General features: G+C 57.8%; 22 protein-coding genes. 15 read left to right on the top strand and 7 right to left on the bottom strand.

Going from position 1 to position 23,767, the window contains the following annotated elements; translation table 11 throughout:
- Positions 1–252: 252 nt before the first annotated feature.
- The 5 genes from ntrX to dusB form a co-directional block, all read right to left on the bottom strand.
- Entirely contained in the window at positions 253–1,662 is a 1,410-nt protein-coding gene (ntrX, locus tag ACT2B1_RS09135) for a nitrogen assimilation response regulator NtrX (RefSeq protein WP_171124797.1), read from the bottom strand.
- Positions 1,659–3,947 carry a sensor histidine kinase NtrY-like gene (locus ACT2B1_RS09130; protein WP_171240694.1) on the bottom strand — a complete coding sequence of 763 codons (2,289 nt, stop codon included), beginning with the start codon at positions 3,945–3,947 and terminating at the stop codon, positions 1,659–1,661. Before ACT2B1_RS09130 ends, ntrX begins: the two co-directional genes overlap by 4 nt.
- Positions 3,948–4,046: 99 nt before the next feature.
- Complete coding sequence (locus ACT2B1_RS09125; protein ID WP_171121603.1) at positions 4,047–5,414, bottom strand: response regulator; 1,368 nt, start codon at positions 5,412–5,414, stop codon at positions 4,047–4,049.
- 39 nt (positions 5,415–5,453) lie between these two features.
- A complete protein-coding gene (locus tag ACT2B1_RS09120; protein ID WP_171121604.1) occupies positions 5,454–6,521 on the bottom strand; it encodes a two-component system sensor histidine kinase NtrB in 1,068 nt (355 codons plus the stop codon).
- Positions 6,518–7,501, bottom strand: a complete 984-nt coding sequence (dusB, locus tag ACT2B1_RS09115; RefSeq protein ID WP_481668974.1) for a tRNA dihydrouridine synthase DusB — start codon at positions 7,499–7,501, stop codon at positions 6,518–6,520. Before dusB ends, ACT2B1_RS09120 begins: the two co-directional genes overlap by 4 nt.
- 185 nt (positions 7,502–7,686) lie before the next feature.
- Here dusB and ACT2B1_RS09110 point away from each other — a divergent pair, with 185 nt between their 5' ends.
- The 6 genes from ACT2B1_RS09110 to ACT2B1_RS09085 all read left to right on the top strand — a co-directional run bounded on the left by ACT2B1_RS09110 (position 7,687) and on the right by ACT2B1_RS09085 (position 13,667).
- Complete coding sequence (locus ACT2B1_RS09110; protein ID WP_481668973.1) at positions 7,687–8,817, top strand: bifunctional 2-C-methyl-D-erythritol 4-phosphate cytidylyltransferase/2-C-methyl-D-erythritol 2,4-cyclodiphosphate synthase; 1,131 nt, start codon at positions 7,687–7,689, stop codon at positions 8,815–8,817.
- Positions 8,814–9,311 carry a phosphatidylglycerophosphatase A family protein gene (locus ACT2B1_RS09105; RefSeq protein WP_171124788.1) on the top strand — a complete coding sequence of 166 codons (498 nt, stop codon included), beginning with the start codon at positions 8,814–8,816 and terminating at the stop codon, positions 9,309–9,311. The genes ACT2B1_RS09110 and ACT2B1_RS09105 overlap by 4 nt, the downstream gene beginning before the upstream one ends.
- Complete coding sequence (locus ACT2B1_RS09100) at positions 9,308–9,790, top strand: CinA family protein (RefSeq protein ID WP_171240691.1); 483 nt, start codon at positions 9,308–9,310, stop codon at positions 9,788–9,790. The genes ACT2B1_RS09105 and ACT2B1_RS09100 overlap by 4 nt, the downstream gene beginning before the upstream one ends.
- A 145-nt stretch (positions 9,791–9,935) precedes the next feature.
- Positions 9,936–11,117: an ammonium transporter gene (locus ACT2B1_RS09095; protein WP_171240690.1), complete on the top strand. Its 1,182-nt coding sequence runs from the start codon at positions 9,936–9,938 to the stop codon at positions 11,115–11,117.
- Positions 11,118–11,260: 143 nt separating this feature from the next.
- On the top strand, positions 11,261–11,938 hold the full coding sequence (locus tag ACT2B1_RS09090; RefSeq protein WP_171211359.1) for an orotate phosphoribosyltransferase: 678 nt from the start codon (positions 11,261–11,263) through the stop codon (positions 11,936–11,938).
- 238 nt (positions 11,939–12,176) lie between these two features.
- On the top strand, positions 12,177–13,667 hold the full coding sequence (locus tag ACT2B1_RS09085; protein WP_170383012.1) for a replicative DNA helicase: 1,491 nt from the start codon (positions 12,177–12,179) through the stop codon (positions 13,665–13,667).
- 1 nt (position 13,668) lies between these two features.
- Here the strand turns inward: ACT2B1_RS09085 and ACT2B1_RS09080 are convergent, their stop codons facing one another.
- A complete protein-coding gene (locus tag ACT2B1_RS09080) occupies positions 13,669–14,211 on the bottom strand; it encodes a GNAT family N-acetyltransferase (RefSeq protein WP_171240688.1) in 543 nt (180 codons plus the stop codon).
- Positions 14,212–14,439: 228 nt separating this feature from the next.
- On the opposite strand from ACT2B1_RS09080, the gene alr reads away from it, so the two are divergent.
- The 3 genes from alr to ACT2B1_RS09065 are packed head-to-tail and all read left to right on the top strand — an operon-like array spanning position 14,440 to position 16,996.
- Positions 14,440–15,474: an alanine racemase gene (gene alr, locus ACT2B1_RS09075; protein ID WP_171121611.1), complete on the top strand. Its 1,035-nt coding sequence runs from the start codon at positions 14,440–14,442 to the stop codon at positions 15,472–15,474.
- Positions 15,471–16,253 carry an MlaE family ABC transporter permease gene (locus tag ACT2B1_RS09070; protein WP_171240687.1) on the top strand — a complete coding sequence of 261 codons (783 nt, stop codon included), beginning with the start codon at positions 15,471–15,473 and terminating at the stop codon, positions 16,251–16,253. The genes alr and ACT2B1_RS09070 overlap by 4 nt, the downstream gene beginning before the upstream one ends.
- Positions 16,250–16,996 carry an ABC transporter ATP-binding protein gene (locus tag ACT2B1_RS09065; RefSeq protein ID WP_171124778.1) on the top strand — a complete coding sequence of 249 codons (747 nt, stop codon included), beginning with the start codon at positions 16,250–16,252 and terminating at the stop codon, positions 16,994–16,996. The genes ACT2B1_RS09070 and ACT2B1_RS09065 overlap by 4 nt, the downstream gene beginning before the upstream one ends.
- Here ACT2B1_RS09065 and ACT2B1_RS09060 read toward each other — a convergent pair.
- Entirely contained in the window at positions 16,993–17,496 is a 504-nt protein-coding gene (locus ACT2B1_RS09060) for a hypothetical protein (RefSeq protein WP_481668972.1), read from the bottom strand. The two genes, ACT2B1_RS09065 and ACT2B1_RS09060, sit on opposite strands and share 4 nt — an antisense overlap.
- Positions 17,497–17,527: 31 nt before the next feature.
- On the opposite strand from ACT2B1_RS09060, the gene ACT2B1_RS09055 reads away from it, so the two are divergent.
- From ACT2B1_RS09055 to ACT2B1_RS09030, 6 genes are all read left to right on the top strand, one after another.
- Positions 17,528–17,980, top strand: a complete 453-nt coding sequence (locus tag ACT2B1_RS09055; protein ID WP_171124769.1) for a paraquat-inducible protein A — start codon at positions 17,528–17,530, stop codon at positions 17,978–17,980.
- A 286-nt stretch (positions 17,981–18,266) separates the two neighbouring features.
- Complete coding sequence (locus ACT2B1_RS09050; protein ID WP_254449233.1) at positions 18,267–18,911, top strand: DNA repair protein; 645 nt, start codon at positions 18,267–18,269, stop codon at positions 18,909–18,911.
- A 120-nt stretch (positions 18,912–19,031) separates the two neighbouring features.
- Positions 19,032–20,396, top strand: coding sequence for a DNA repair protein RadA (radA, locus tag ACT2B1_RS09045; protein WP_171240783.1), 1,365 nt, complete (start codon positions 19,032–19,034; stop codon positions 20,394–20,396).
- A 41-nt stretch (positions 20,397–20,437) separates the two neighbouring features.
- A complete protein-coding gene (locus ACT2B1_RS09040; protein WP_171121617.1) occupies positions 20,438–21,055 on the top strand; it encodes a CvpA family protein in 618 nt (205 codons plus the stop codon).
- A gap of 628 nt (positions 21,056–21,683) precedes the next feature.
- A complete protein-coding gene (purF, locus tag ACT2B1_RS09035) occupies positions 21,684–23,207 on the top strand; it encodes an amidophosphoribosyltransferase (RefSeq protein WP_171121618.1) in 1,524 nt (507 codons plus the stop codon).
- A 269-nt stretch (positions 23,208–23,476) separates the two neighbouring features.
- Positions 23,477–23,725, top strand: coding sequence for a hypothetical protein (locus ACT2B1_RS09030; protein WP_171121619.1), 249 nt, complete (start codon positions 23,477–23,479; stop codon positions 23,723–23,725).
- Positions 23,726–23,767: the final 42 nt, after the last annotated feature.

Genomic DNA, 23,767 nt, shown 5'->3' with positions numbered 1-23,767 from the left:
GGCAGCCGGGGCAAGTCTACACCGTGGATGTGAACCAAGGCCTGCGCAACAATGTCGAAGCGCAGTGCATGGCCAAAAAGGGATATCGACCCGTCAGCTTGCCGTCGTGCAGGCAAAATGTGAAATCACGGGTTCCTGCGCAGCGAACAACACAACTCCCGCCGCTGAGCACCGAGTCGTGTTTCGTAAAATTTAACGACGGCGCGTTTCAGATCATAACCCCCGGGGTACCGGGCTAAAGTCACCGGCAGCTTATTCTGCCGGCTCCGGTTCATCCAATTGCGCGACACGTGCACCCGACTTGTTCGACGTCACAACGCCCAGCGATTTCAGCTTGCGGTGCAGCGCACTGCGCTCCATCCCGACGAAGCTGGCGGTGCGGCTGATATTGCCACCGAAACGGTTGATCTGCGTCAGCAGATATTCACGTTCGAACGCCTCGCGCGCCTCACGCAAGGGCAACGTGGCCAATGCACCTGACAGTACGACACGGCCGGAATCGTCCGCTTTCTCATCCTCGGCGGGCAGCTCCTTGGCCTCGATTGGGCCCGTGCCGTCACCCAGGATCAACACCCGTTCGATCAGGTTCTTCAACTGGCGTACATTGCCCGGCCAGGTCATCGTCTGCAGCAGAGCGACGGCTTCCTCAGATATCTCACGCATGGGTAGACCTTGGGATTCATTGCACATTTCGATGAAATGCTGCGCCAGAACCGGGATGTCCTCGCGCCGGTCTTCAAGCGAAGGCACATCAATCGGCACGACGTTCAAACGGTGATACAACTCTTCCCGGAACCGTTCTGCCGCGATCTCTGCGTCAAGATCCTTGTTCGTCGAAGAGATCACCCGCAAATCCACCCGCACCTTGTCAGATCCGCCGACGCGCTGAAACTGCTGATCGACCAATACGCGCAATATCTTGGATTGCGTGCCAAGCGGCATATCCGCAACCTCGTCAAAGTAGACCACGCCCCCATGCGCTTCTTCCAGAAGCCCGGATTCAACACCGCGCTCCGACGACTCTCGTCCGAACAGAACCTCTTCGACCCGCTCAGGCTCGATACCTGCGCAGTTTACAGTCACGAAAGGTGCATTCGCCCGATTAGAATGGGCGTGAATATAACGCGCCGCGATTTCCTTGCCGGACCCGGCAGGGCCGCTCAACATTACACGGCCATTCGATTTGGTAACTTTGTCCAACTGACTTTGCATCGAACGGAAGGCGGCGGACTTGCCGATCATGTCCGAATTCGTGACTTCTTTGCGCTTGAGCGATGCATTCTCGCGGCGCAGGCGCGAGGTTTCCATTGCGCGCCGGATCACCACCATCAACTGATCAATGTTAAAAGGCTTTTCGATAAAGTCGTAAGCCCCCTGTTTGATTGCAGCCACGGCAATTTCAATATTCCCGTGCCCCGAGATGATCACCACTGGCACATCGGGATTGTCACGTTTCACAGCCTTGAGGATGTCGATTCCGTCCATGCGGCTGTCCTTTAGCCAAATGTCCAAAATCAAAAGCCCCGGCGGTTCCGAATTGATTGCCGCCATGCACTCGTCCGAGTTGCCAGCCAGCCGGGTTGAATAGCCTTCGTCCTCCAGAATGTCGGACACCAGCTCGCGAATATCGCGTTCGTCATCTACGATCAGAATGTCACTCATCTTTGGCCTGCTTTCAGTTTGTTTATATGATTTGCCTGCTTTTGTGGCGCAGCCGTCTGGGTAAATTTGCCCCCCGGCAAACGGATAACGGCCATCGCGCCAAAATGGTCCTGTCCGTCAAATACCGGTGCATCTTCCAACGTCAGCGCACCGCCATGTTCTTCGATAATCTTCTTGACGATAGGCAGTCCCAGACCGGTTCCCTCGTCACGTGTGGTTACGTATGGCTCAAACAGCCGCGCCCGATCTTCGGGCAACCCTATTCCGTTGTCTGCAATGGTGATGATTGTCCCTGCATCATCACAGGTTACATCCACTTTTATCTGTGGTTTGAGATTTTTCGGAGCACCTTTTTTCTTCAAGGTTTCAATCGCTTCTCCGGCATTCTTGATAAGATTGGTCAAAGCCTGATTCAGCATCGTCGCGTCCAGATCCGCCACGACTGGGTGGTTCGGAAGCGTTGCATCAATCTGAACGTCGGGCTGACCGGATTGTTGCAGCAACACCGCCTCGCGTACCAGATCGACGACGTTTTCCTCGTGTCGGTCAGGTTCGGGCATACGCGCAAACTTCGAAAACTCGTCCACGATCCGCCTTAGATCATTGGTCTGCCGCACAATCACGTCCGTCATGGATTCGAGGCTGTTGCAATCTTCCTCATCCAGCTTGCGAGAGAATTTTCGTTTGATCCGCTCGGCACTCAGTTGAATTGGGGTCAGCGGGTTCTTGATCTCATGCGCAATGCGGCGGGCCACATCACCCCAGGCCGCCATGCGCTGCGCGCTGACCAGATCGGTTACGTCATCAAAGGCCACAACGTAACCTTCCAGACCACCATCCTCGCCCCGCCGGATTGCCATGCGCACCAGAAGGTTCTCCAACCTGCCCTTTCGGGTCACTTTGACCTCGCCCTGAACGGCTTCCTGACCGCTGTCCTTGAGGCTTTCAAACAAAGGAAGGAACTCCGGCACGGCAATACCGATGGCCAGATGTTCTTCCTTACTGGACCAGTCCAAAAGGCGTTCCGCCGACCGGTTCACGAATGTCACGCAACCATCGGAATCCACACCCACAACGCCGGACGTTACAGAGCTGAGGACCGAGTCGAACAGCCGCCGACGCCGCTCAATCTGGCGCGTATTTTCAAGCAGAGTGTCGCGTTGGCCTTTCAGTTGCCGAGTCATCTGGTTGAAATAACGGCCCAGCATGGCGATTTCGTCGTCGCTGGCCTCTTCGATCACCTGCACACTCAAGTCACCCGCCCCAACCCGCTGCGCCGCCGTGGTCAATCGTCCGACAGGGCGTGACAGTCGCTCGGCAAACCACATGCCCAAAGACACAGCCGCCAAAATCAGGATCACCGCAAAGCCCAGATAAAGCAGGCCAAACTCGAACAGTACCCTGCCCCGTTCGTTTTCAAGCTGTTGATAGAACTGGACTGTTTCTTTGGTGTCATCCAACAAGGTAAGCAGTTGCCCGTCTACCTCACGACTGACGTAAAGATAGCGATCCAAATAGGCCTGAAGGGGTACCAAGGCCCGAAACTCGCTGTTTTGCCAATCGGCAATTATCAGCAATCCGGTGTCCGTCGCTTCGATCATCTGCTCAGGCGTAGGGGCTTCGTAGTTGAACAGGTACGAACGATCGCCCCGGGATTTGATCTCGCCACTGCCGTCGATGACGTAAGCCTCGCGCAAGCCTCGCTGAATCTGCGACTGACCCTGCGCCAGAACGGTGCGCAATTCGGCGTCCGAAATGTAGTAATCCCGCGCTCGAGCCGTATCCAAGAACCGCGCCAGAACGGTGGCGTCTTGGGTAAGTCCTTCGCGGTGCTCCTGTTCATAAGCCTCAGCAGCGGTCAAGGACGAGCCTACAACTTCGCGGACGCGGTCCGAGAACCAACCTTCAAGCCCGATATTCACCGTCAGCCCTGCGAAAATCGCGACGGTGACTGTTGGCACCAGCGCCAACAGCGTGAAAGCGCCGATCAGACGCAAATGAAGACGAGAACCCGCGGATTTAGCCCTTCGCGCGGCGATCAGGCTTCCAAGTTGGCTTAGGACCAGTGCCGCAACGACCAGAACATATACCAGGTCAGCCAGCAAGATCAGGCGCAGCGTCGGCGCCGTCGTTCCCAGATCGAATGGACCAATGACAAGGTAAGTGGCCAACGCAAGGACGGGGCCCAGCAAAACCAGACCCAAGGTGCTAAAATTGCGCAGCTTTCGTGACTTTCTCCACCGATTGATCGATAGGATCAGCCCGCTCTGTGCCCGGGTTGCCACCGTCTGCCCTCATCCTGATGTGCCGCTTGCGCGGCTTACCGCCATATTTCGTGGTCGTTGCCGGACATAGGCCCGGATGCCACGCTTTGTGTGGCTATATTACATCAGTTTGCGTCGCCGTGTCACCTGAATATCGAGATCAGTAATCTTTTTCCGGAGCGTATTCCGGTTTATGCCCAGCAGATCGGCACATTTCGCCTGATTTCCGCCGGTTGCGTCCAATGCCAGCTCGATCAAAGGGGCCTCAACCTCGCGCAGGATGCGTTGATACAGGCCCGGAGGTGGCAATAAATTGCCGTGCAGATCAAAGTAACGACGCAAATGACGCGCGACAGAGGCGGACAGTTTTTCGCGCTCACCATCCCCCAGAACCGGTTCGGCTTCGGGTTGACTGCCCAAGACCATCTCGACCTCGGCCTTCGAAATCTCGTCGGCGCGGCTGGTCAGGCTTAGACGGCGGATCGCATTTTCAAGCTGCCGCACGTTGCCGGGCCACGAATACCGGCGTACCAGTTCCACTGCCTCGGGGCTGAGCCAGCGTTTTGCGCCATGCTCGCGCTCCTCTCGCGCCAGAAAATGATCGGCCAAAAGCGTGATGTCATCCACCCGTTCGCGCAGGGCCGGAACATGGATTGTTGCGCCACACAGCCGGTAATACAGGTCCTGCCGAACACGACCGCTTTCCATCGCTTCAGTCAGGTCCGACTGGCTGGTGGCCATGAATCGGGGGACATGATCGCCCGGTGTGTCCATCATCCGCACAATCCGGGCCTGCAATTCATCTTCGATATCCGCGATCTCATCAATCAGCAGCGTGCCGCCACGCACACGGGCCATCACGCGGGCCGGACCTTCCAGATCACGCAAGTCCGCAGCCGTGGCTGTGACAAACGGCAACGTCCGGCGATCAGAGAAATCATGAATAGCACGTGCTATCAGAGACTTACCTGTTCCGCTTTCACCCGAAATCATCACTGAAAGATCGGTATTCATCACCCGCGCAACCAGACGATAAAGCGCCTGCATGACCGGTGTCCTACCGACCAGCGGCAGTTCTTCAGGGCGATCATCCGACGGTTCCGTGACCTCGGTTTGAACCCGCTGTTTCTGCTCCAACGCCCGCGCGGTGCGCTTCATCAGGTCTGGAAGGTCGAACGGTTTGGGCAAATAGTCATATGCGTCCGCCTCTGCCGCCTGAATCGCCGTCATGATCGTGTTTTGCGCGGAAATGACGATCACCGGCAGACCGGGCCGATCTTGGGCGATCTTGGGCAACATCTCCAACCCGTTCCCGTCCGGCATGACAACGTCCGAGATCACGACGTCACCCTTACCTTCACCGACCCAGCGCATCAGCGTGGTCAGCGAGGATGTCGCATGTACCTTGCACCCTGCCCGCGTCAGGGCCTGTGTCAGGACCGTGCGGATTGTGCGATCGTCATCTGCGACCAATACTGTTCCATCCATCGGGTGCTCTCCTTATCTTCAGCTCTTGCCGGCTGTGTTCTACGTTGCGTCTTTTGGCGCCCGCCTCAGCGAGATGCGGAACACCGTGCGACCCGGCACCGAGTCGGCGGAAATCCAGCCGTCATGGTCCGAGATGATCTTGCTCACCAGCGCCAGCCCAAGGCCGGTGCCGTTTTCCTTGCCCGACACGAACGGGTCAAAAATATCGCTGCGAATCTTGTCCGGCAAACCCGGCCCGTCATCCATGATTTCGATCTGCAGGGGCAGCGAATGCCCCGATCCATCGCTGCGCCGCAGTCGGAAGGAATGTTCGAAGTACGTGCGAAGCCGGATTGTTCCCCCTTTAGGATCAGCTGCTTCCGACGCGTTCTTCAACAAGTTCAGTACAACTTGCAGAAACTGATCCGGGTCTCCATAGGCCAACGGCAACGAGGGGTCGTAATCTTCGATGATCGTCATATGGGCACCAAACCCCAGCAGCGCAGAGCGCCTTGCACGGTCCAGAACATCGTGAATATTGACCGGCTTGAAATCGGGCTGCGAGAGGTTGCCGAACTGCTCCACCTGCTCCAACAGCTTTACGATCCGGCGGCTTTCAGCGACGATAAGATCCGTTAATTCAAGGTCTTGCTGCGAGATATTCATGCTCAATAACTGCGCTGCCCCAGTTATTCCGGCCAACGGATTCTTGATCTCGTGCGCCAGCATTTCGGCCATGCCGATGGCGGACTGCGCCGCAGATTTGACCGTATTGCCGCGTGTCATCCGCCCTGCCAATTCGCGCGGCGAGATGATCATGATCATCGACCCCGTATGCCCAACTAAAGGTGCAATCTGCAACGCGCATTGCAGCGGTGCGCGGCTGCCGGACCCCACGTCGACGTCGTTCACGAACAATGGTGTGCTTTGCTGACGGGCGCGCAGAAACGCCTCTTCCAGCGGGGCATCGACAGCGATCTGGTCCCAGACTGGGTTGCCGATTACGGACTTGCGGGACGCATTCAAAAACCCTTCACCCGCCGAATTTACATCGGTGATCCGGTCCTCGGCGTCAATAATGAAGGCTGGAACCGGCAATGAGGCCCAAATGCTCTGATCCGAAGTCATGCCGCAGCCTCCGCATCGCCTATAAGCGCATCGCCCAGCAGACGCAGAACCTCAGCCGTGTCGCGGGACGTCAGCACAGCGCGACGCAAACTCGGGGGGGTATCTGCCTCATCCATGTACCAGCCAAGGTGTTTTCGTGCGACCCGCAGCCCCAGGTCTGCACCGTAGAATTCGAGCATTGACTGATAGTGCCCCTGCACCATTTCAACCAGATCATCCCCTGTCGGAACGACCGGAGCTTGGGCGCCATACAAGTCGTGGCAAATCTGCGCCAGCAACCACGGCTTACCCTGGGCACCCCGCCCGATCATGACCCCATCTGCGCCCGACTTTTCCAGTGCAGTCCGCGCCGCGCTTGCGTCCACGATATCGCCATTGGCAATGACAGGGATCGATACAGCCTCTTTCACGGCCAGAATTGCGGCCCAATCCGCGCGCCCCTTATAGAACTGACACCGCGTGCGGCCATGGATCGTGACCATACGGATACCCGTGTCCTGCGCACGCCGCGCAACGTCCGGGGCATTCAACAGGTTATCGTCCCAGCCAAGGCGCGTCTTCAGCGTGACCGGCACGTCAACGGCATTCACGACTGCCTCGATCAGCGTCAGCGCGTGATCCGGTGTCTTCAACAACGCCGATCCGGAATAGCCGTTCGTCACCTTCTTGGCCGGGCACCCCATGTTAATGTCAATCACCCGTGCACCCCGATCTGCAACCTGCCGTGCAGCTTCGGCCATCCAATATGCCTCGCGCCCTGCTAGTTGAACGGCGGTGTTTTCGACGTCGGCCGAAAGCTCGGCCCGTTCGCGCACGCCGGGCTTAGCTTGAACCATCTCCTGACTGGCGACCATCTCACTGACGACCATCCCGGCGCCAAAGCGCATCACCAGATCACGAAACGGTCGGTCGGTGATTCCGGCCATCGGAGCCAGCATGACTGGCGGGTCTAGGTGTTTGTCAGCGAGTTGCAGGGTCAACGTGCTTAATCCTTGGGCAGTTGCGGCTTTGATATCGAATTGAGCGTATATGAACAACAAAACGGGGGGGGTAAAAGCCCGGAAAATCATCACGTGCCTATTTTTTAGGCACGGTTACGCGGGTGATTGCCTCTGCATTCACCGCACCCTAAACATTGCGCTCAAATCACCGGAGTGACCGCCCCATGACCACCGCCGCAATCATCGTCGCCGCAGGACGCGGAACGCGCGTTGGAGGGGATATTCCAAAACAGTGGCGACCACTTGCGGGGCGTCGCGTCGCGGACTGGACGATTGACCGCTTTCAGGGTCAGGTCGACCACATCGTTCTTGTCCTGTCCGAGGGCGATCAATCCGCCTGGAGCGAGTTTGAAAGAACGAACCTGATCCTCGCCGCAGGTGGGTCGGACAGGGCAGCGTCTGTGCGCAACGGACTGGACGCGCTGGCCGATTTGGAAATCGAACATGTTCTGATTCACGATGTGGCGCGCCCTTGCGTGACCACCGATCTTATTCAGTGTGTTCTGTCGGCCCTGAACGATTCCCCTGCTGCCGCTCCGGGGCTTGCCGTCACGGATGCCTTATGGACCGGAGATGGACATTTCGTTACGGGAACACAGGACCGAACCGGCCTGTTCGCTGCGCAAACGCCACAAGGCTTTCACTATGGTGCGATTGTCTCAGCCCACGCGGCCCATCCCGGAGGCGCAGCAGACGATGTCGAAGCCGCACGCGCGGCGGGTCTGGACGTGGCGATTGTTCCAGGTGATGCGGACAACTTGAAGATTACACGGCCCGAGGATTTTGCCCGGGCTGAACGCATAATGGGAACGAATATGAATGTAAGACTGGGCAACGGGTACGACGTGCATCGGTTTGGCGACGGGGATCATGTGATCCTGTGCGGCGTGAAAGTTCCACATGATCGCGGCCTACAGGGCCACTCAGACGCAGATGTGGGAATGCACGCCGTGACTGATGCGATCTATGGCGCGCTGGCACAGGGTGATATTGGCCAGCACTTCCCGCCCTCGGACCCGCAATGGAAGGGCGCGGCCAGCGAGATTTTCCTGCGTCACGCGGTCGAACTGGCCGAAACGATGGGTTACGCAATTTCGAATGTGGATTGCACGCTGGTCTGCGAATACCCCAAGATCGGCCCCCATGCGAGCGCGATGCGCGCGGAAATGGCCCGGATCATGGGCCTACGGGCCGATCAGGTCTCGGTCAAAGCGACCACATCTGAACGTCTGGGCTTTACCGGCCGAAGCGAGGGGATCGCCTCGCTTGCCACCGCCTGTCTGGTGAAGTCATGACCGCCGCGCGCCTGATCGGAACGGTCTGCGGTGTGGGTTATCTGCGCCCTGCGCCGGGCACATGGGGATCGCTGGTCGCCCTGCCCCTTGCGTGGCTGCTGCATACGCTGGGCGGCTTTCCCCTGCTGGTGATCGCCACGCTGGCAGCGTTCCTGGGTGGCCTTTGGGCGACCCGCGTGATGACTGCAGGGCAAGAGGATCACGATCCGTCCGAGATCGTTATAGATGAGGTCGCGGGCCAGTTCATCGCGCTTTGGGCGGTTTCCTACCCCTCATGGGCGCATGGGATCGACATCACCGCACTCTGGCCCGGTTGGATTGCCGGTTTCCTGCTATTCCGGCTGTTCGACATCACCAAGCCCGGTCCGGTTGGTTGGGCCGACCGCAAGGGGGATGCGATGGGCGTTATGCTGGACGATGTGATCGCCGGGGTATTCGCCGCCATTGGTGTGATACTGCTGGCAGGGCTTGCACATGGAGTTCTTGGGCTATGAACCTGACTGACCTGCTTGACCGCGCCAAGGTGCAAGGGGTGATGATCGCCACCGCCGAAAGTTGCACAGGGGGCATGGTGGCCGCAGCGCTGACCGACATTCCTGGAAGCTCGGCGGTGGTTGACCGCGGTTTCGTCACGTACACCAACACCGCCAAGCAACAGATGCTGGGTGTTAACGCCGGGACGCTGGACGCCCATGGCGCAGTCTCGGAACAGGTCGCCCGCGAGATGGCCGAAGGAGCGTTAGAGCATTCAGAGGCGCAATTGGCCGTGTCCATTACCGGTATCGCAGGCCCCGGCGGGTCCGAGTTCAAACCCGAAGGGCGCGTGTGCTTCGGACTAGCTGCCAGCGGGATGCCAACGCATGTTGAAACCATCGAATTCGGCGCGCTCGGCCGTGACAAGGTTCGCGTTGCCGCGCGCGATCACGCGTTGAACTTGCTTTCAACTGGGCTTTTCACACTCGCCCAAAAATAAGGCATTTTGCCAGAATTGATGCGCATTTAACCATCACTTCACAAAAAGCCCCCAAAATAGGCGGGTTTTTCGATCATTGCCTCTTTTTTCCACGCTCTCCCTCCGCTTCAAGCCCCGCCACACATGCTGATGAGGAGAGCGGCCAATGAATGGAGCCGATACCGCCTGGATCATAGTTGCAACCGCACTGGTCCTTTTCATGACACTTCCGGGCCTGGCCCTGTTCTATGGCGGCCTTGTGCGTGCCCGTAACGTGCTGAGCGTTTTCATGCACTGTTTCTCGATCGCATGCCTGATGAGCATTCTGTGGCTGGTCGCGGGCTACTCGATTGCGTTCGGCGACGGCGGGTCGGGCCTGTGGGGCGGTCTGGGCAAAGCCTTTCTGAACGGCGTCGATGCAGACAGCCTTTCAGGCAATCTGCCCGAGGTTCTTTTCTTCGCGTTCCAGATGACATTTGCCATCATCACGCCCGCGCTGATCGTGGGTGCCTATGTGGAACGCGTTGGTTTTGGCTTCGTGCTGACCTTCTCGGGCCTGTGGATGCTGCTGTGCTATGCGCCGGTGGTGCATTGGATCTGGGGCGGAGGCATGCTGACCGATGGCGGTATTCTGGGTGAGGTCGGCGTGCGCGACTTTGCAGGCGGAATTGTGGTGCATGAAACCGCAGGTCTGGCCGCGTTGATCATTGCCGTGGTGCTTGGTCCCCGCCTTAACCGCACGACGCCGCCGCACAACCCCGGATTCGTGATGATTGGTGCCGCGATGCTGTGGGTCGGCTGGTTCGGCTTCAACGGCGGGTCGCAACTGGCCGCTGACGGCGGTGCCGCGATGGCGATGACCGTGACACATATCTCGGCCGCAACCGCCTCGCTGACATGGGCGCTGTACGAGCGGATCAAGTACGGCAAAGCCTCGATGGTTGGTCTGGTGACCGGCACGATTGCGGGTCTGGCGTCAATCACCCCGGCTTCGGGCTATGTCGATCCGGTGCAGGCGCTGATCATCGGTGCTGTCGCAGGTGTGTTGTGCCAAGAGGCCGTCAATGTCATCCGCAACGTGCTGAAAATCGACGACACGCTGGATGTCTTTGCCGTGCATGGTGTCGGAGGCATTTTCGGCACGATCATGATCGCGGTGTTCGGCCTTGGCGCTTGGACCGCACAGTTGGGCGGGTTGGTTATCGTGGGTGCCTTTACGGCAGTTGTCACATTTGTGTTGATCAAGGTGGTTGCACTGATCACCCCGCTTCGCGTAGACGCCGAGACCGAGACAAACGGCCTCGACCTGTCGGTACACGGTGAGCGGGCCTATGACATGAGCAGCTAAGCCCACCTTGGCGCTCGGGCCCTTTTGGGCCATGGCGGGCCTCGCATCTGCGGGGTCCGCTTTTCTTTTGCCCGCCCTCTCGACTCTGGGTGGCGGGGCGCGCTATCAGCCCGCAACGTGTTTTCAGCCCAGAGGTTTGCACCATGATCCCCAGCTCGTACCCCGACAGCACCGAAATCGCCCGCCTGACCGCGCGGATGCTGCTGGAGATCAAAGCCGTCCACTTCAATTCGCGTGAGCCGTTCACGCTCGCTTCGGGCCTGCCTAGCCCAACCTATATCGACTGCCGCAAGCTGATTTCATATCCGCGCATCCGCTCGACTCTGATGGATTTCCTGACCGTCACCGTGATGCGCGACGCGGGGTTCGAAGCGTTCGACAACATCGCGGGTGGAGAAACCGCTGGCATCCCGTTTGCCGCCATGGTGGCCGAACGCATGGCCCTGCCGATGACCTATGTACGCAAAAAACCCAAAGGCTATGGCCGCAATGCCAGGATTGAGGGCGCAATGTCCGAGGGTGAGCGGGTCTTGCTGGTCGAAGACCTGACCACCGATGGCGGTTCCAAGCTGTCATTCGTCGACGCGATCCGCGATACGGGTGCCATCTGCGGCCATACGGCGGTGATCTTCTACTATGGGATCTTCCCCGAGACCGAAAAAACCCTGGGCGACCACGGCGTGAAGCTGCATCACCTGTGCACCTGGTGGGATGTTCTGGCCGAAGCAAAGGCGCAGAAAGCCTTTGATGCAGAGACACTTGATGGGGTCGAAGCCTTCCTGAATGATCCGCGTGGATGGCAGGAAACCCACAAAAGCTGATAATCCACCTGTGCATAAGCTGGGGGTAACTCGGCGTAGAATCGCCCCCAGACGCTTGCATCTAGTGTCGCCGGCTGGATGGCGCACTAAATGTTGCGCGGCGCAGCGTTCTTTGGCAAAGTTGTCCAAACTTATCCCAAGCTGAAGCTGAGTTATACGCAACTTATCTTCAGAGATTTACAGATGGCCCAACGGGCGCCGGATTGATTAGAACTGTCGCACGGGCAGCGGGGACAAAATGAACGAGATTAGCAGCATCGAGCAGGCAGCGGCGCAGATTCAGAATGCCGAAACTATGCCGCACTCCATCGAGGCCGAGCAGCAGCTTCTGGGCGCGATCCTGACGAATAATGATCTGTATGACCGGGTAGCCTCGATCATCGGGGCCGAGCATTTCTATGACCCGGTCCACGCCCGCATCTATGAAGTCGCCGCCAACCGCATCGCCAAGAATGCGCTGGCCTCACCCGTCACGCTGAAATCCTTCATGGCCGAGGATGAGGGCCTGAAGGAATTGGGCGGCCCCGCCTATCTGGTCAAACTGGCGGGCGCTTCGATCAGTGCGTTTGCCGTGCATGATTATGCCCAGATGATCTATGACCTGGCAATTCGGCGCGAGTTGATCCGACTGGGTCGGGACATTTCGGACAAGGCGGCGCGGGTCGATGTATCAAGCGAACCAAAAGAACAAATCGTCGAGGCCGAGCAACAGCTTTATCAGTTATCCGAGCAGGGCCAGACCGAACAGGGATTTCAATCCTTCCTCAAGGCGGTCACAGAAGCCGTCAACGTCACCAACGAAGCGTACCAGCGCGGCGGTGGCATGGCGGGGATATCCACCGGTCTGGCCGACTTGGACAAACAGCTTGGGGGCCTGCACCCCTCGGACCTGATCATTCTGGCCGGGCGTCCGTCGATGGGGAAAACCTCGCTTGCGACCAACGTGGCGTTCAACGTGGCCAAAGCATACAAGCGCGGCACCAAATCGGATGGGTCCGAAGGAGCGGTTGACGGCGGCGTGGTCGGGTTCTTTTCACTGGAAATGAGCGCCGAGCAGTTGGCGGGCCGGGTTCTGGCCGAAGCGTCCGAAATCTCAAGCCACAAAATCCGTCAGGGTGACATGACGGAATCCGAATTCCGCCGTTTCGTGGATGCCGCGAAGGAGTTGGAAGCCTGCCCGTTGTTCATCGACGACACCCCGGCCCTGCCGATCTCACAACTTGCCGCCCGCGCGCGGCGGTTGAAGCGGACACATGGGCTGGACCTGCTGGTGATCGACTATTTGCAACTCTGCCGGGGTATGTCCGACAATCGGGTGAACGAAATTGCCGAGATTTCGATGGGCATGAAGGCCATCGCCAAGGAACTGAACATCCCGGTCATCGCTCTGTCGCAGCTTTCCCGTCAGGTCGAAAGCCGAGACGACAAGCGCCCGCAACTGTCAGACCTGCGGGAATCAGGCTCGATCGAACAGGATGCCGACGTGGTGATGTTCGTGTTCCGCGAGGAATATTATAAGGAACGCGAAAAGCCCGGCGATCATGAGCTGGAAAAGATGGAAGAGTGGAAACAGGCGATGGAACGCCTGCACGGCAAGGCCGAAGTCATTGTCGGCAAGCAGCGACATGGTCCCATTGGCACGGTCGAACTGTCGTTCGAGGCGCAATTCACCCGCTTCGGCAATCTGGTCAAACCCTGGCAGCAGGACGGCCAGATCGAAGGCTACTGACCTACCACAATTCAGGCTTGTCAAACGCGGGAACGCAGCGCGACGGACCAGAGAAAGGGGCCGCGTCGCCCTCAGCCAACGACTGGCCAATCCATCCGTGCGGCTGACTTAGCGTCTGCGGTGGACGGGCGAAATCCTGCGCCATCGGTTTGAACCCTGTCTTTCCGTAGTAGGCAGGATCACCGTAAGTTATCGCGAAATCAACGCCTTGCCCCTTCAGGTCGTCCAGCGCGAAACGGATCAGCCTTTGCCCAATCCCTGCTTTCTGGCGATCGGTTTTAACGGCGACCGGCGACATCAAAACGACGTTGCGCGGGTCTTCATCGTAAAACAAGCGCGAAAAGAGGATGCACCCCAAAAGCTCTTCACCTTCGCTTGCCAGATAGCAGCGCAGATCGTCGTCTTCGGATGTTCCCATCAAATCCTGCACCAACGACGTCAAAGCCTGACCTTCGGCCACTCCTTCGGAGGCTGTGAAAACGTCCCCATAAAACGATGGTATCTGCGCCTCAAAACCGGCGTATCCCGACGTAAGTTCAATCATGTTCGCCCTTTTCCCGCCGTCACAGCCCAAGTGAACGATTCCCCTGGCTGACCGCTGTTGATCACAAGTTAAACACAATAGGGCACCCGTAAAAACGAAAACTCGACCGGCAATTTGGCGCGCCCGTTTCGAAATACAGGCCGCATGCCGCCCAAGTTCCCGTCAATCGAGGCAATAATCGGCCCGTACCCCCTTGACCTGCCGCGATCCAATGTCATGAACAGAGCCATGAGTACCGCACGTTTGACGATCAACCTTCATGCGCTGGCCAGCAACTGGCAGGCGCTCGACGCGAAAACCAATGTCGAGACCGGCGCCGTGGTCAAGGCCGACGCTTATGGCCTTGGGGCCGAGCCCGTTTCGGCAACGCTGGCCGAAGAAGGCGTGCGCAAGTTCTTTGTGGCGGCCGCGGAAGAAGGGGCCGCCGTCCGTCAGGCCGTCGGGCCTATGCCAATGATCGGCGTGTTCTCGGGCCATATGGAAGGCGACACAGATCTGTTGCGCGACCATGACCTGACACCTTTAATCAATTCACCCGAGCAGTTCCTACGCCATGTCGAGGCCCTGCCCGATCAGGCGTTCGGGGTTCAACTGGACAGCGGCATGAACCGTCTGGGCCTAGAGCCTGCGGACTGGGCGGAACTGCGCCCCAGGATCGAACCGCTGAAACCGCTTGTTGTGATGTCGCATTTGGCGTGCTCGGACGAACCTGACCACCCCATGAACCAACAGCAGTTGCGAACCTTCCGCGAGATGACCGATGGAATTTCCGCGCCGCGTTCACTGGCGGCCACTGGGGGAACGCTGCTTGGCCCCGAATTCCATTTCGACTTTTGCCGCCCAGGGATCGGTTTGTACGGTGGAATGCCGTTCGCTGACGCAAAACCGGTGGTGACCGTAGACTTGCCTGTCATTCAGGTCCGCCAACTGGCGGTCGGAGAAACGGTTGGCTATGGCAACAGTTGGACGGCCCGGCGGCCGTCGCGCATTGCAACTGTCGCGGCGGGATACGCGGATGGGTTGCACAGGGCGATTGGCGGCGGGATCGACGCGTTCGCCGGTGGTCAGCCCTGCCCAGTCGTTGGACGCATTTCGATGGACCTGATTACCGTCGATGTCACCGATTTGCCCAATGACCCCGAGCGTATGCGTATCCTGAACGGTCACCAGACTGTCGATGATCTGGCCGAGGCCGCTGGCACCATTGGATATGAAATCCTCACATCGCTAGGCGCGCGATATTCCCGAGGCTACGTGGAATGAGTGCGCTGGACTTGCTGGGCGGTCTTGGTCGCGCAGTGCTGACCCTGCTTGCGACCTTTGGCAAGGTGGCCTTGTTTTCCATTGACGCCATCTCACACATCTTCAGGCCGCCTTATTACCCACGCGAATTTGCCGTTGCGCTGATGAATATCGGATGGCTGTCTTTGCCCGTTGTCGGATTGACCGCCATCTTTACCGGCGGTGCGCTAGCGCTGCAAATCTATGCAGGCGGTGCGCGTTTCAACGCCGAGGCCGTGGTACCGCAGATCGTTGCCATTGGCATGGTGCGCGAGCTTGGTCCGGTTCTGGTCGGCCTGATGATCGCCGCCCGTGTTACCTCGTCCATCGCGGCTGAGATTGCGACCATGAAGGTGACCGAACAGATCGACGCGCTGGTTACGCTGTCGACCCACCCGATGAAATACCTAACAGCGCCCCGCGTTCTGGCCGCGCTAATTACCGTGCCCCTGCTGGTAGGCATCGGGGATATCATCGGCATCGCCGGAGGGTATGTCGTCGCGACCGAGAATCTGGGCTTCAACGCAGCGACCTATCTGCAAAACACGGTCAATTTCCTTGAAACACGCGACATTGTCTCGTCGCTGGTCAAAGGGGCGGCTTTTGGCCTGATCGCGGCGATCATGGGCTGCTACTACGGCATGAATTCGGGACGCGGCGCGCAAGGCGTCGGTCGGGCGACCAAGTCCTCGGTCGAATCTGCTGCAATCATGATTCTGGCCGCAAACTTCATTCTGACAGGGGTGTTCTTCTCGGTATGATCAGGATGGAAAATGTACACAAAGCCTTTGGCTCCAATCAGGTTCTGCGCGGCATGAGCCTTGATATCCCCAAGGGCACCTCGATGGTCATCATCGGCGGGTCGGGCACCGGAAAGTCCGTTGCACTGAAATGTATTCTTGGCCTGATCAAACCCGACAGTGGCATGATCTATGTTGACGGCAAAGACGCCACCAAGGGCGACCGGGATGCGTTTCTGGCGCGGTTCGGGATGTTGTTTCAAGGGGCGGCGTTGTTTGACTCGCTCCCCGTCTGGCAAAACGTTGCCTTCCGCCTGCTGCGTGGCCCGTTAAAGCGCCCCCCGGAATATGCGCGCGAGATTGCGATCGAGAAACTGCGGCGGGTTGGTCTGAAATCCGATGTGGCAGACCGCTTTCCGTCTGAACTGTCGGGCGGGATGCAGAAACGCGTGGGCCTCGCCCGTGCCATCGCCGCCGAGCCCGAGATCATTTTCTTTGACGAGCCCACAACCGGTCTGGACCCGATCATGTCCGGCGTCATCAACGACCTAATCCGCGAAATCGTGACCGAGATGGGCGCCACCGCGATGACCATTACCCACGACATGAGTTCGGTCCGCGCGATTGCCGACAACGTCGCCATGCTGCACGGAGGGGTGATCCAGTGGACCGGCCCGGTCAGCCAGATGGATGCCTCGGGCGATCCTTATGTGGAGCAGTTTATTAGTGGCAGCGCTGAGGGTCCGATTGAGGCGGTGCGCTAACTCACATTTGCCTGCTGTTCACGCTCCAATTTGTCAGAGGCACGTTTGGCATAGTCATATCGCAACAAATATTGTCTGCCAGCGACGACAAATTCCGGCGCCTGAATTCGGACAACACCCAATGCTTGCATCAAATGAGCTCCTGAAACCGGGAAATAGTCCGGATCTTCGCCGGAGAGCCTGTTGTAAATTCGCCCTCCGAACCAACTTGCTCTGCGTCTGGCACGGTCCGTTTCGTGCAACCGAAAATGCAGAACTCCAAGAAGCTGTTCGCGATCAAACGGCAATCTGTCTGCAGCGGTGCTTCCTTTCGAAACCAAAGAATTTGCACCGCCTGTTACGGCACTAGAAATACCCTTGCTGAACGCAGAAGGGCCATTCGGTATTTTTATGACTGGATCAACCACTTCAACCCACACAAGAACACCCCAGTCAAAATACACCTGAACCAAAGCTTTGTCTGCGACAACAAATACTTGCAGCCCTTCATGCAGCCTCATAGGTATTCATACGGATTATTCGGGATTGCCAATGACCCTCCGCCTCGCCACCCTCTCGCTACTGATCCTCTACCCTATCGCGTGGTTCGCCCCGCTGATGCGCGCGGGGCTGTTGCCAATCTTCGGCCTCAGTGAGATCAGCGTCATCACCGGCCTGCAATCCCTGTGGAAATCCGATATCTTCCTGGCGCTGATCGTCACCGTCTTTGCCCTGTTCGCGCCCTACATCAAGACAATTGGAACGGCTCTGGTGCAGTGGGACCTGCTGGATGCCCGCGTTCAACCCGCGCTCAACATCATGGGCAAGTTGGCGATGGCCGACATCTTTCTGATCGCGCTGTACATCACGCTGGCCAAGGGCATTTCCTATGCCACGATCGAAACCGCATGGGGATTGTACCTGTTTACAGCCTGCATTCTGGCCTCGATCGCGCTGGGATACATTACGGAAATGACATCCAGTTCACGAAAACCTCAGACCTAATTGATTGAAAACCTTCATCTGGGTATCATCTTAATATTTCGAGCAGCAACAATTAGTAGTTTCAGGTCCGCAGCGGATCAATCTGCGTGTGTTAATTGCATCCCGCTCTGGCCTGGTTTGTACCGGTTTGAGAAGGAGTTCGTCTATCATGACCGCCCTCCATAATATGACTTTGCAATTTCAGAATGCGTTTTTAAGACTTACTTTTTTGCTGATTTGTGCTGCGGCACTGTTCTCTGTTTCAACGACAATACTTTCTGCTTTCGGCGTGCTGCCATGGTTGTCCATGCAAGCCGGTTTCGGCACGGGAACCTATGTTGATGCGGGTATGTTCATACAGATAGCACTGACAGCACTGATTCTCATGCTGGCGTTCTATCTGCCGGCAAATGCGCGAATGATGGCGCTGGAAAACGCCCATCGGAAGTTCTCGCTGAACATGCAGGACATCTCTTACGCGTACCAGTTGGCGCATGCGGCTGATCGTGGGGATACCTTTCTACTGTCCTCGGAATTCGATGCGGTCAAGGAACGGATGGCGTTTCTGCGCCACCATCCAGACCTGCAATCGCTTGAGCCGGAAATCCTGGAACTGGCCGCGCAGATGAGCCAAATCAGTCACGAGCTGGCTGAAACCTATGGCGATGCCAAAGTTTCCCGCGCGCGTATGTTCCTGCAACAGCGACAGGAAGAGATCGAACAATTCCAGCAGCGGATCGGCGACGCCCAGACCATTCAGCAGGAACTGCGACAGTGGACACGCGATATCGAGATCGAAGAATCCATTGCCAAGTCTCAGCTTGCTCGGCTGCGCGATGAGTTGTTCGAACTTCTGCCAGAGCTGTCAGCCCAGTTACAGACGCCGGCCGAAGATCGTGAAACTTCGGCATCCAGCGTAATTGCAATGTCACCACCACGCGCGGCGGAATAGGCGCGTCAGCGCCTGCTGTCGACGATGACCCGTCGGGTCTGAGGACGCAGCCCGCCACCGTCGGAGAGGAAAGCCCATAAGGGCTTGAAGAACCGACCGTCCTCGGGCACCAAGGACGGCATGGTGAAGACGACTTCTTTTTCTTGTTCGGCCTGTGGTGCTACCCATTCCCGTTGGTCCGGGCGATGCGACAGTTGCGGCGAATGGAACACGATTGCGCAGGATGTACCCCTTTCGGCTGGCCCTGCAAAAAAATCCCTCGGCGGCAAACGTGGCCAGCCCATCGCACTCACGGACCTGTCGACCGAGGAAACTCCCCCGCCCCGCACGCTGTGCGGGGTTGATGAACTGGACCGTGTTCTGGGTGGCGGCCTTGTTCCGGCCTCGGCCTTGCTGGTGGGCGGTGACCCCGGAATCGGCAAGTCCACTTTGCTGCTGCAGGCTGCCGCCCGGTTCTCGCGTGCTGGCGTCAAGACCATTTATGTGTCCGGCGAAGAAGCCAGCGCGCAGGTGCGGATGCGCGCGCGTCGCCTTGGGCTAGAAGACGCACCAGTGCAACTGGCGGCGGAAACCAACTTGCGCAACATCCTGACCACGCTTGAGACGGAAAAGCCCGGCCTTGCCATTATCGACTCGATTCAGACCATGTGGGCCGACAATGTCGACAGCGCCCCCGGCTCGGTTTCACAAGTAAGGGCCGCTGCGCATGAATTGACCACGTTTGCGAAACGACACGGGATTTCGATCATCATGGTCGGCCATGTCACGAAAGAGGGTCAAATCGCAGGCCCCCGGGTCGTCGAGCATATGGTCGATACAGTGCTGTATTTTGAGGGCGAACGCGGTCATCAGTTCCGTATCCTGCGCGCAGTCAAGAACCGTTTCGGCCCTGCAGATGAGATCGGCGTGTTTGAAATGACGGGCAAAGGTCTGGCTCAGGTCACGAACCCTTCGGCCCTGTTCCTGTCCGAACGTGGCGCTCCCAGCCCCGGTTCGGCAGTATTCGCTGGGATCGAAGGTACGCGCCCTGTTTTGGTTGAATTACAAGCACTTGTCGCACCTTCCCCACACTCTCAGCCCCGCCGCACGGTCGTGGGTTGGGACAGCGGGCGACTGGCCATGATCCTGGCCGTGCTAGAGGCACGGTGCGGTGTGCCCTTCACCGGGCTTGACGTTTACCTCAACGTGGCCGGTGGCCTGAAAGTCAGCGAACCCGCTGCCGACCTTGCGGTTGCAGCCGCATTGCTCAGCGCACGCGAAGACACGGCCCTGCCCGCAGACACGGTCGTCTTCGGGGAAATCTCGTTATCCGGGGCACTTAGGCCAGCCTCTCAAACTGAAAATAGGTTGAAAGAAGCCCAGAAACTTGGTTTCACATCAGCCATAGCTCCGGCAGGTGGCAAAACTGGTAGTGTGGCAGGTCTGACACTCACCCGACCCTCTGATTTGGTGGGGTTTGTTGGCGAAACCTTCGGAGCAGGTTAAGGTAACGCCTTGAGAGGCTAAAAAAAATACAGGCGAGGGCCATGGAAGGTTTTACAATTATTGACGGGGTGGTTGCCCTGATCGTCGTGGTGTCGGGCCTATTGGCCTATTCCCGCGGCCTTTTGAGAGAGATTCTGGCGATTGCGGGTTGGGTCGCAGCCGCCGTGCTTGCCTTTATTTTCGCACCCCAAGCTGTGCCGCTGATCAAAGAGATCCCCGTCGTTGGTGATTTCCTGCGCGACAGTTGCGAATTGTCGGTGATAACCGGGTTCGCAGCCGTATTTGCAGTGGCCTTGATCGTGGTCAGCATATTTGCACCCCTGTTTTCCTCGGTCGTGCAACGCTCGGCGCTGGGTGGACTGGATCAGGCGCTTGGGTTCTTTTTCGGTATCGCGCGCGGCATCTTGTTGGTCGCCATCGCGTTCTTCGTCTACGACACGGTCATGACCGGCCAGTCCTATACCATCGTGGACGAAAGCCGTTCGGCGAAAGTTTTCGAACAATTCGGGGAAAAGATCGAAGAGCAAAACCCCGAGGCCGCTTTGGGTTGGGTCACCCAGCAATACGAAGAACTGGTCGCAAGCTGCACAGAGGGGTCAGCCCCCACCGAAAGCTCTACTCCGACCGAAGAAACGACGACACCAACAACGAACGAATAACAAAAAAGCCCGGCTCAGACCGGGCTTTTTCTTTGGCCGTGAGACTTTGCTTCAGGTAAAGCCTTCACCCGCGCACACCGTACAGCGGACGTTCTTCAGGCCGAAACAGCCGGTACAGTTGCTGTATATAGGTTTTCCATAGACATCGCGGCTTTTGACGACCTCGCCCGCCCCATTGCAAATCGGGCACGGAGCACGGCCCATTCCACGACAACGATGGCATCGCCGCTTGGACGGCTCTTCCTTTTTTTGTCCTTGTTTGTGCTGCCACATTTTTCAAAACCCTGCCCGATATTTTTCTATATCAGACAATCATTCTTGCGGAATTGACAGCATAAGCCGCACCGAACGTCACCTTTTGATGCTCATTGTGACAAAATCCACCTGCGTCAAATCGCAAATGTGATCCTTTGATGACACCGGCACCGTAAGGCATTATGTGAGAGCCGAACTGACATGGAATCGGAGCCACCGATCTTGCTGTATCTGTTTTTCTTCGCGCCAACCCTTCGTGACGCAGGCGCGTCTGCCCCTAAGTTTAGACGGGCAGTACAAAGCATAGATACTCCCATGCGCCCGTTCCAAACCGCGTCGCACGTCAAAACGTCATAGAAATTGGAGCCCGTACATGTGTGGGATTTTGGGGATCGCAAGCAGAACGCATGATGTGTTTGCGGAAATCTATGACGGGCTGCTGATGTTGCAGCACCGGGGTCAGGATGCCTCGGGGATCGTCACCTATACCGGAGAGTTCTTTCGCGAGAAAAAGGCCAACGGTTTGGTCAAGGACGTGTTCAACGCCAAGGACGCGGAAACCCTGCTGGGCAAGGTCGGGATTGGCCACGTCCGCTATCCGACCGCCGGGTCGCTCAGCGCGTCTGAGGCGCAGCCATTCTTCGTGAACGCCCCCTACGGCATCTATCTGGTCCACAACGGCAACATCACCAATACCGCCCAACAGCGTGCAAAGGTAACGGGCAAATACAGCCGCCACCTGCGCACGACATCAGATTCCGAGATTTTGCTGAACGTTTTGGCCGACAAAGTGGCCGATGCGATCAAAGTCAACGGCAATGCCGATCCGATCCGCAACATCTTCGCCGGTGTGAAGATGACGATGGAACGTGTTCAGGGTGCCTATTCCGTCATTTGCCTGATCGCTGGGGTCGGCATGTTGGCGTTTCGTGACCCGCATGGCATCCGCCCGCTGTCCGTTGCGATCCGCGAGGAAGGCGGCAAAGGAGATGACTATGCCTTTGCCTCGGAAGATGTTGCTTTTGGGATCAACGGGTTCAGCAAATTGCGTGACCTGCGTCCGGGCGAAGCGATCCTAATCGACCTTGACGGAAACAAACACGAGTTCCAGGCCGTCGAAGGCAAGCTGACACCCTGTATCTTTGAATATGTGTATCTTGCACGTCCGGATTCGTTGCTGGATGGCGTATCCGTTTACAAGACCCAGATGCGCATGGGGCAGACTCTGGCCAAACAAATTCAGGATTCAGGGCTTGAGATCGACCGGATCATCCCGGTTCCCGACAGCGCCCGCCCCGTCGCACTTGAGGCTGCCAAGATTACTGGTATTCCCTATCGCGAAGGTTTGGTGAAGAACCGCTATGTCGGGCGTACCTTTATCATGCCCGGTCAGGAAGAGCGTCAGAAATCCGTGCGCCGCAAGCTGAATGCGGTTCCGCTGGAGTTCGATGGGCATAACGTGCTGCTGATCGACGATTCCATCGTGCGCGGCAACACGATCAAAAAGATCGTCCAAATGTGCCGTGAGGCCGGTGCAAAAAAGGTCTATATCGCCAGCGCCTCGCCTCCGGTGAAGTACCCCAACGTCTATGGGATCGACATGCCCACCAAGCATGAATTGATCGCCAACGGTAAAGAGATCGAGGAAATTCGGCAGGAGTTGGGTGCAGACGCTTTGTTCTATCAGCACCTCGACGACCTGATCTGGGCGGCCAAGGAAGGCAACCCCGAGATCGAGGCCTTTGACTGTTCATGCTTTGACGGCAAGTACATCACCGGCAGCGTCAGCGAAGACTATTTAGACACGCTGGAAAACAGCACTCGGGTCAGCAAAAAGCGCGAGGACATGCAGATACCGGGCGGGTCGTGGAACGCGGCCAAGCTAGCCTCTGGCTAAGAGCTACATCGCGAATCAGTTGTGACAATGGCCCGCGTTGCTTAGGCGATCGGGCCATTTTTCATGCCCAGAGAGGGAACGATTGGTTGATTTCCGCGCACAACCCTCTGGCGAAGGAGGCGCATTCGCAATGGGTTCGCTGGGTCGGTATAGTATGTGGCGGAACGGCCTGCCAACCGCACCTTTTGTTCCGGCCGCGCCTTTGATAGCCCCCCTGTCACCAACCACTCAACACAAGGGGTTGGGGCCATGCGCCCCGGCCGCAGTTCATGTCAAACGCCACCGTCAAAAGCGCTGCCACGCAGAAGGGCGCGTTAAAAAAGAACTCAGTTTCCTTACTTGGAATTTTTGGCTCCAAAACCGATATGCGTGCTTTGGTGCGCTTGTCATCGGGCCGCGTGAAAGAGGTCAAACCGGGTAGCCGCATTGCCTCGGGCACCGTGGTCGCCATTGATGACGACGGAGTGATGCTGCGACAAAGCGGCCAAACCAAGCGGATCGCCATCCCCGGCAGCTAATCCTGTCTTGACGCTTTGCGCCCAGGGGTCCAAACCGCATCC

The organism is Ruegeria sp. S263, assembly GCF_056780525.1.
Note: the sequence above shows the minus strand (reverse complement) of the source record. Positions and strands in the feature narration are given on the sequence as shown.

What these genes read in the sequence shown, in the direction of transcription:
- ACT2B1_RS09055 (WP_171124769.1), top strand. Translation starts at nt 17,528, where the DNA reads ATGACCCTCCGCCTCGCCACCCTCTCGCTACTGATCCTCTACCCTATC.
- ACT2B1_RS09040 (WP_171121617.1), top strand. Translation starts at nt 20,438, where the DNA reads ATGGAAGGTTTTACAATTATTGACGGGGTGGTTGCCCTGATCGTCGTG.
- alr (WP_171121611.1), top strand. Translation starts at nt 14,440, where the DNA reads ATGAGTACCGCACGTTTGACGATCAACCTTCATGCGCTGGCCAGCAAC.
- ACT2B1_RS09110 (WP_481668973.1), top strand. Translation starts at nt 7,687, where the DNA reads ATGACCACCGCCGCAATCATCGTCGCCGCAGGACGCGGAACGCGCGTT.
- ACT2B1_RS09095 (WP_171240690.1), top strand. Translation starts at nt 9,936, where the DNA reads ATGAATGGAGCCGATACCGCCTGGATCATAGTTGCAACCGCACTGGTC.
- purF (WP_171121618.1), top strand. Translation starts at nt 21,684, where the DNA reads ATGTGTGGGATTTTGGGGATCGCAAGCAGAACGCATGATGTGTTTGCG.
- ACT2B1_RS09030 (WP_171121619.1), top strand. Translation starts at nt 23,477, where the DNA reads ATGTCAAACGCCACCGTCAAAAGCGCTGCCACGCAGAAGGGCGCGTTA.
- ACT2B1_RS09080 (WP_171240688.1), bottom strand. Translation starts at nt 14,211, where the DNA reads ATGATTGAACTTACGTCGGGATACGCCGGTTTTGAGGCGCAGATACCA.
- ACT2B1_RS09070 (WP_171240687.1), top strand. Translation starts at nt 15,471, where the DNA reads ATGAGTGCGCTGGACTTGCTGGGCGGTCTTGGTCGCGCAGTGCTGACC.
- ACT2B1_RS09060 (WP_481668972.1), bottom strand. Translation starts at nt 17,496, where the DNA reads ATGAGGCTGCATGAAGGGCTGCAAGTATTTGTTGTCGCAGACAAAGCT.
- ACT2B1_RS09100 (WP_171240691.1), top strand. Translation starts at nt 9,308, where the DNA reads ATGAACCTGACTGACCTGCTTGACCGCGCCAAGGTGCAAGGGGTGATG.
- ACT2B1_RS09125 (WP_171121603.1), bottom strand. Translation starts at nt 5,414, where the DNA reads ATGGATGGAACAGTATTGGTCGCAGATGACGATCGCACAATCCGCACG.
- ntrX (WP_171124797.1), bottom strand. Translation starts at nt 1,662, where the DNA reads ATGAGTGACATTCTGATCGTAGATGACGAACGCGATATTCGCGAGCTG.
- ACT2B1_RS09065 (WP_171124778.1), top strand. Translation starts at nt 16,250, where the DNA reads ATGATCAGGATGGAAAATGTACACAAAGCCTTTGGCTCCAATCAGGTT.
- ACT2B1_RS09120 (WP_171121604.1), bottom strand. Translation starts at nt 6,521, where the DNA reads ATGACTTCGGATCAGAGCATTTGGGCCTCATTGCCGGTTCCAGCCTTC.
- ACT2B1_RS09050 (WP_254449233.1), top strand. Translation starts at nt 18,267, where the DNA reads ATGCAAGCCGGTTTCGGCACGGGAACCTATGTTGATGCGGGTATGTTC.
- ACT2B1_RS09090 (WP_171211359.1), top strand. Translation starts at nt 11,261, where the DNA reads ATGATCCCCAGCTCGTACCCCGACAGCACCGAAATCGCCCGCCTGACC.
- ACT2B1_RS09105 (WP_171124788.1), top strand. Translation starts at nt 8,814, where the DNA reads ATGACCGCCGCGCGCCTGATCGGAACGGTCTGCGGTGTGGGTTATCTG.
- radA (WP_171240783.1), top strand. Translation starts at nt 19,032, where the DNA reads ATGGTGAAGACGACTTCTTTTTCTTGTTCGGCCTGTGGTGCTACCCAT.
- ACT2B1_RS09085 (WP_170383012.1), top strand. Translation starts at nt 12,177, where the DNA reads ATGAACGAGATTAGCAGCATCGAGCAGGCAGCGGCGCAGATTCAGAAT.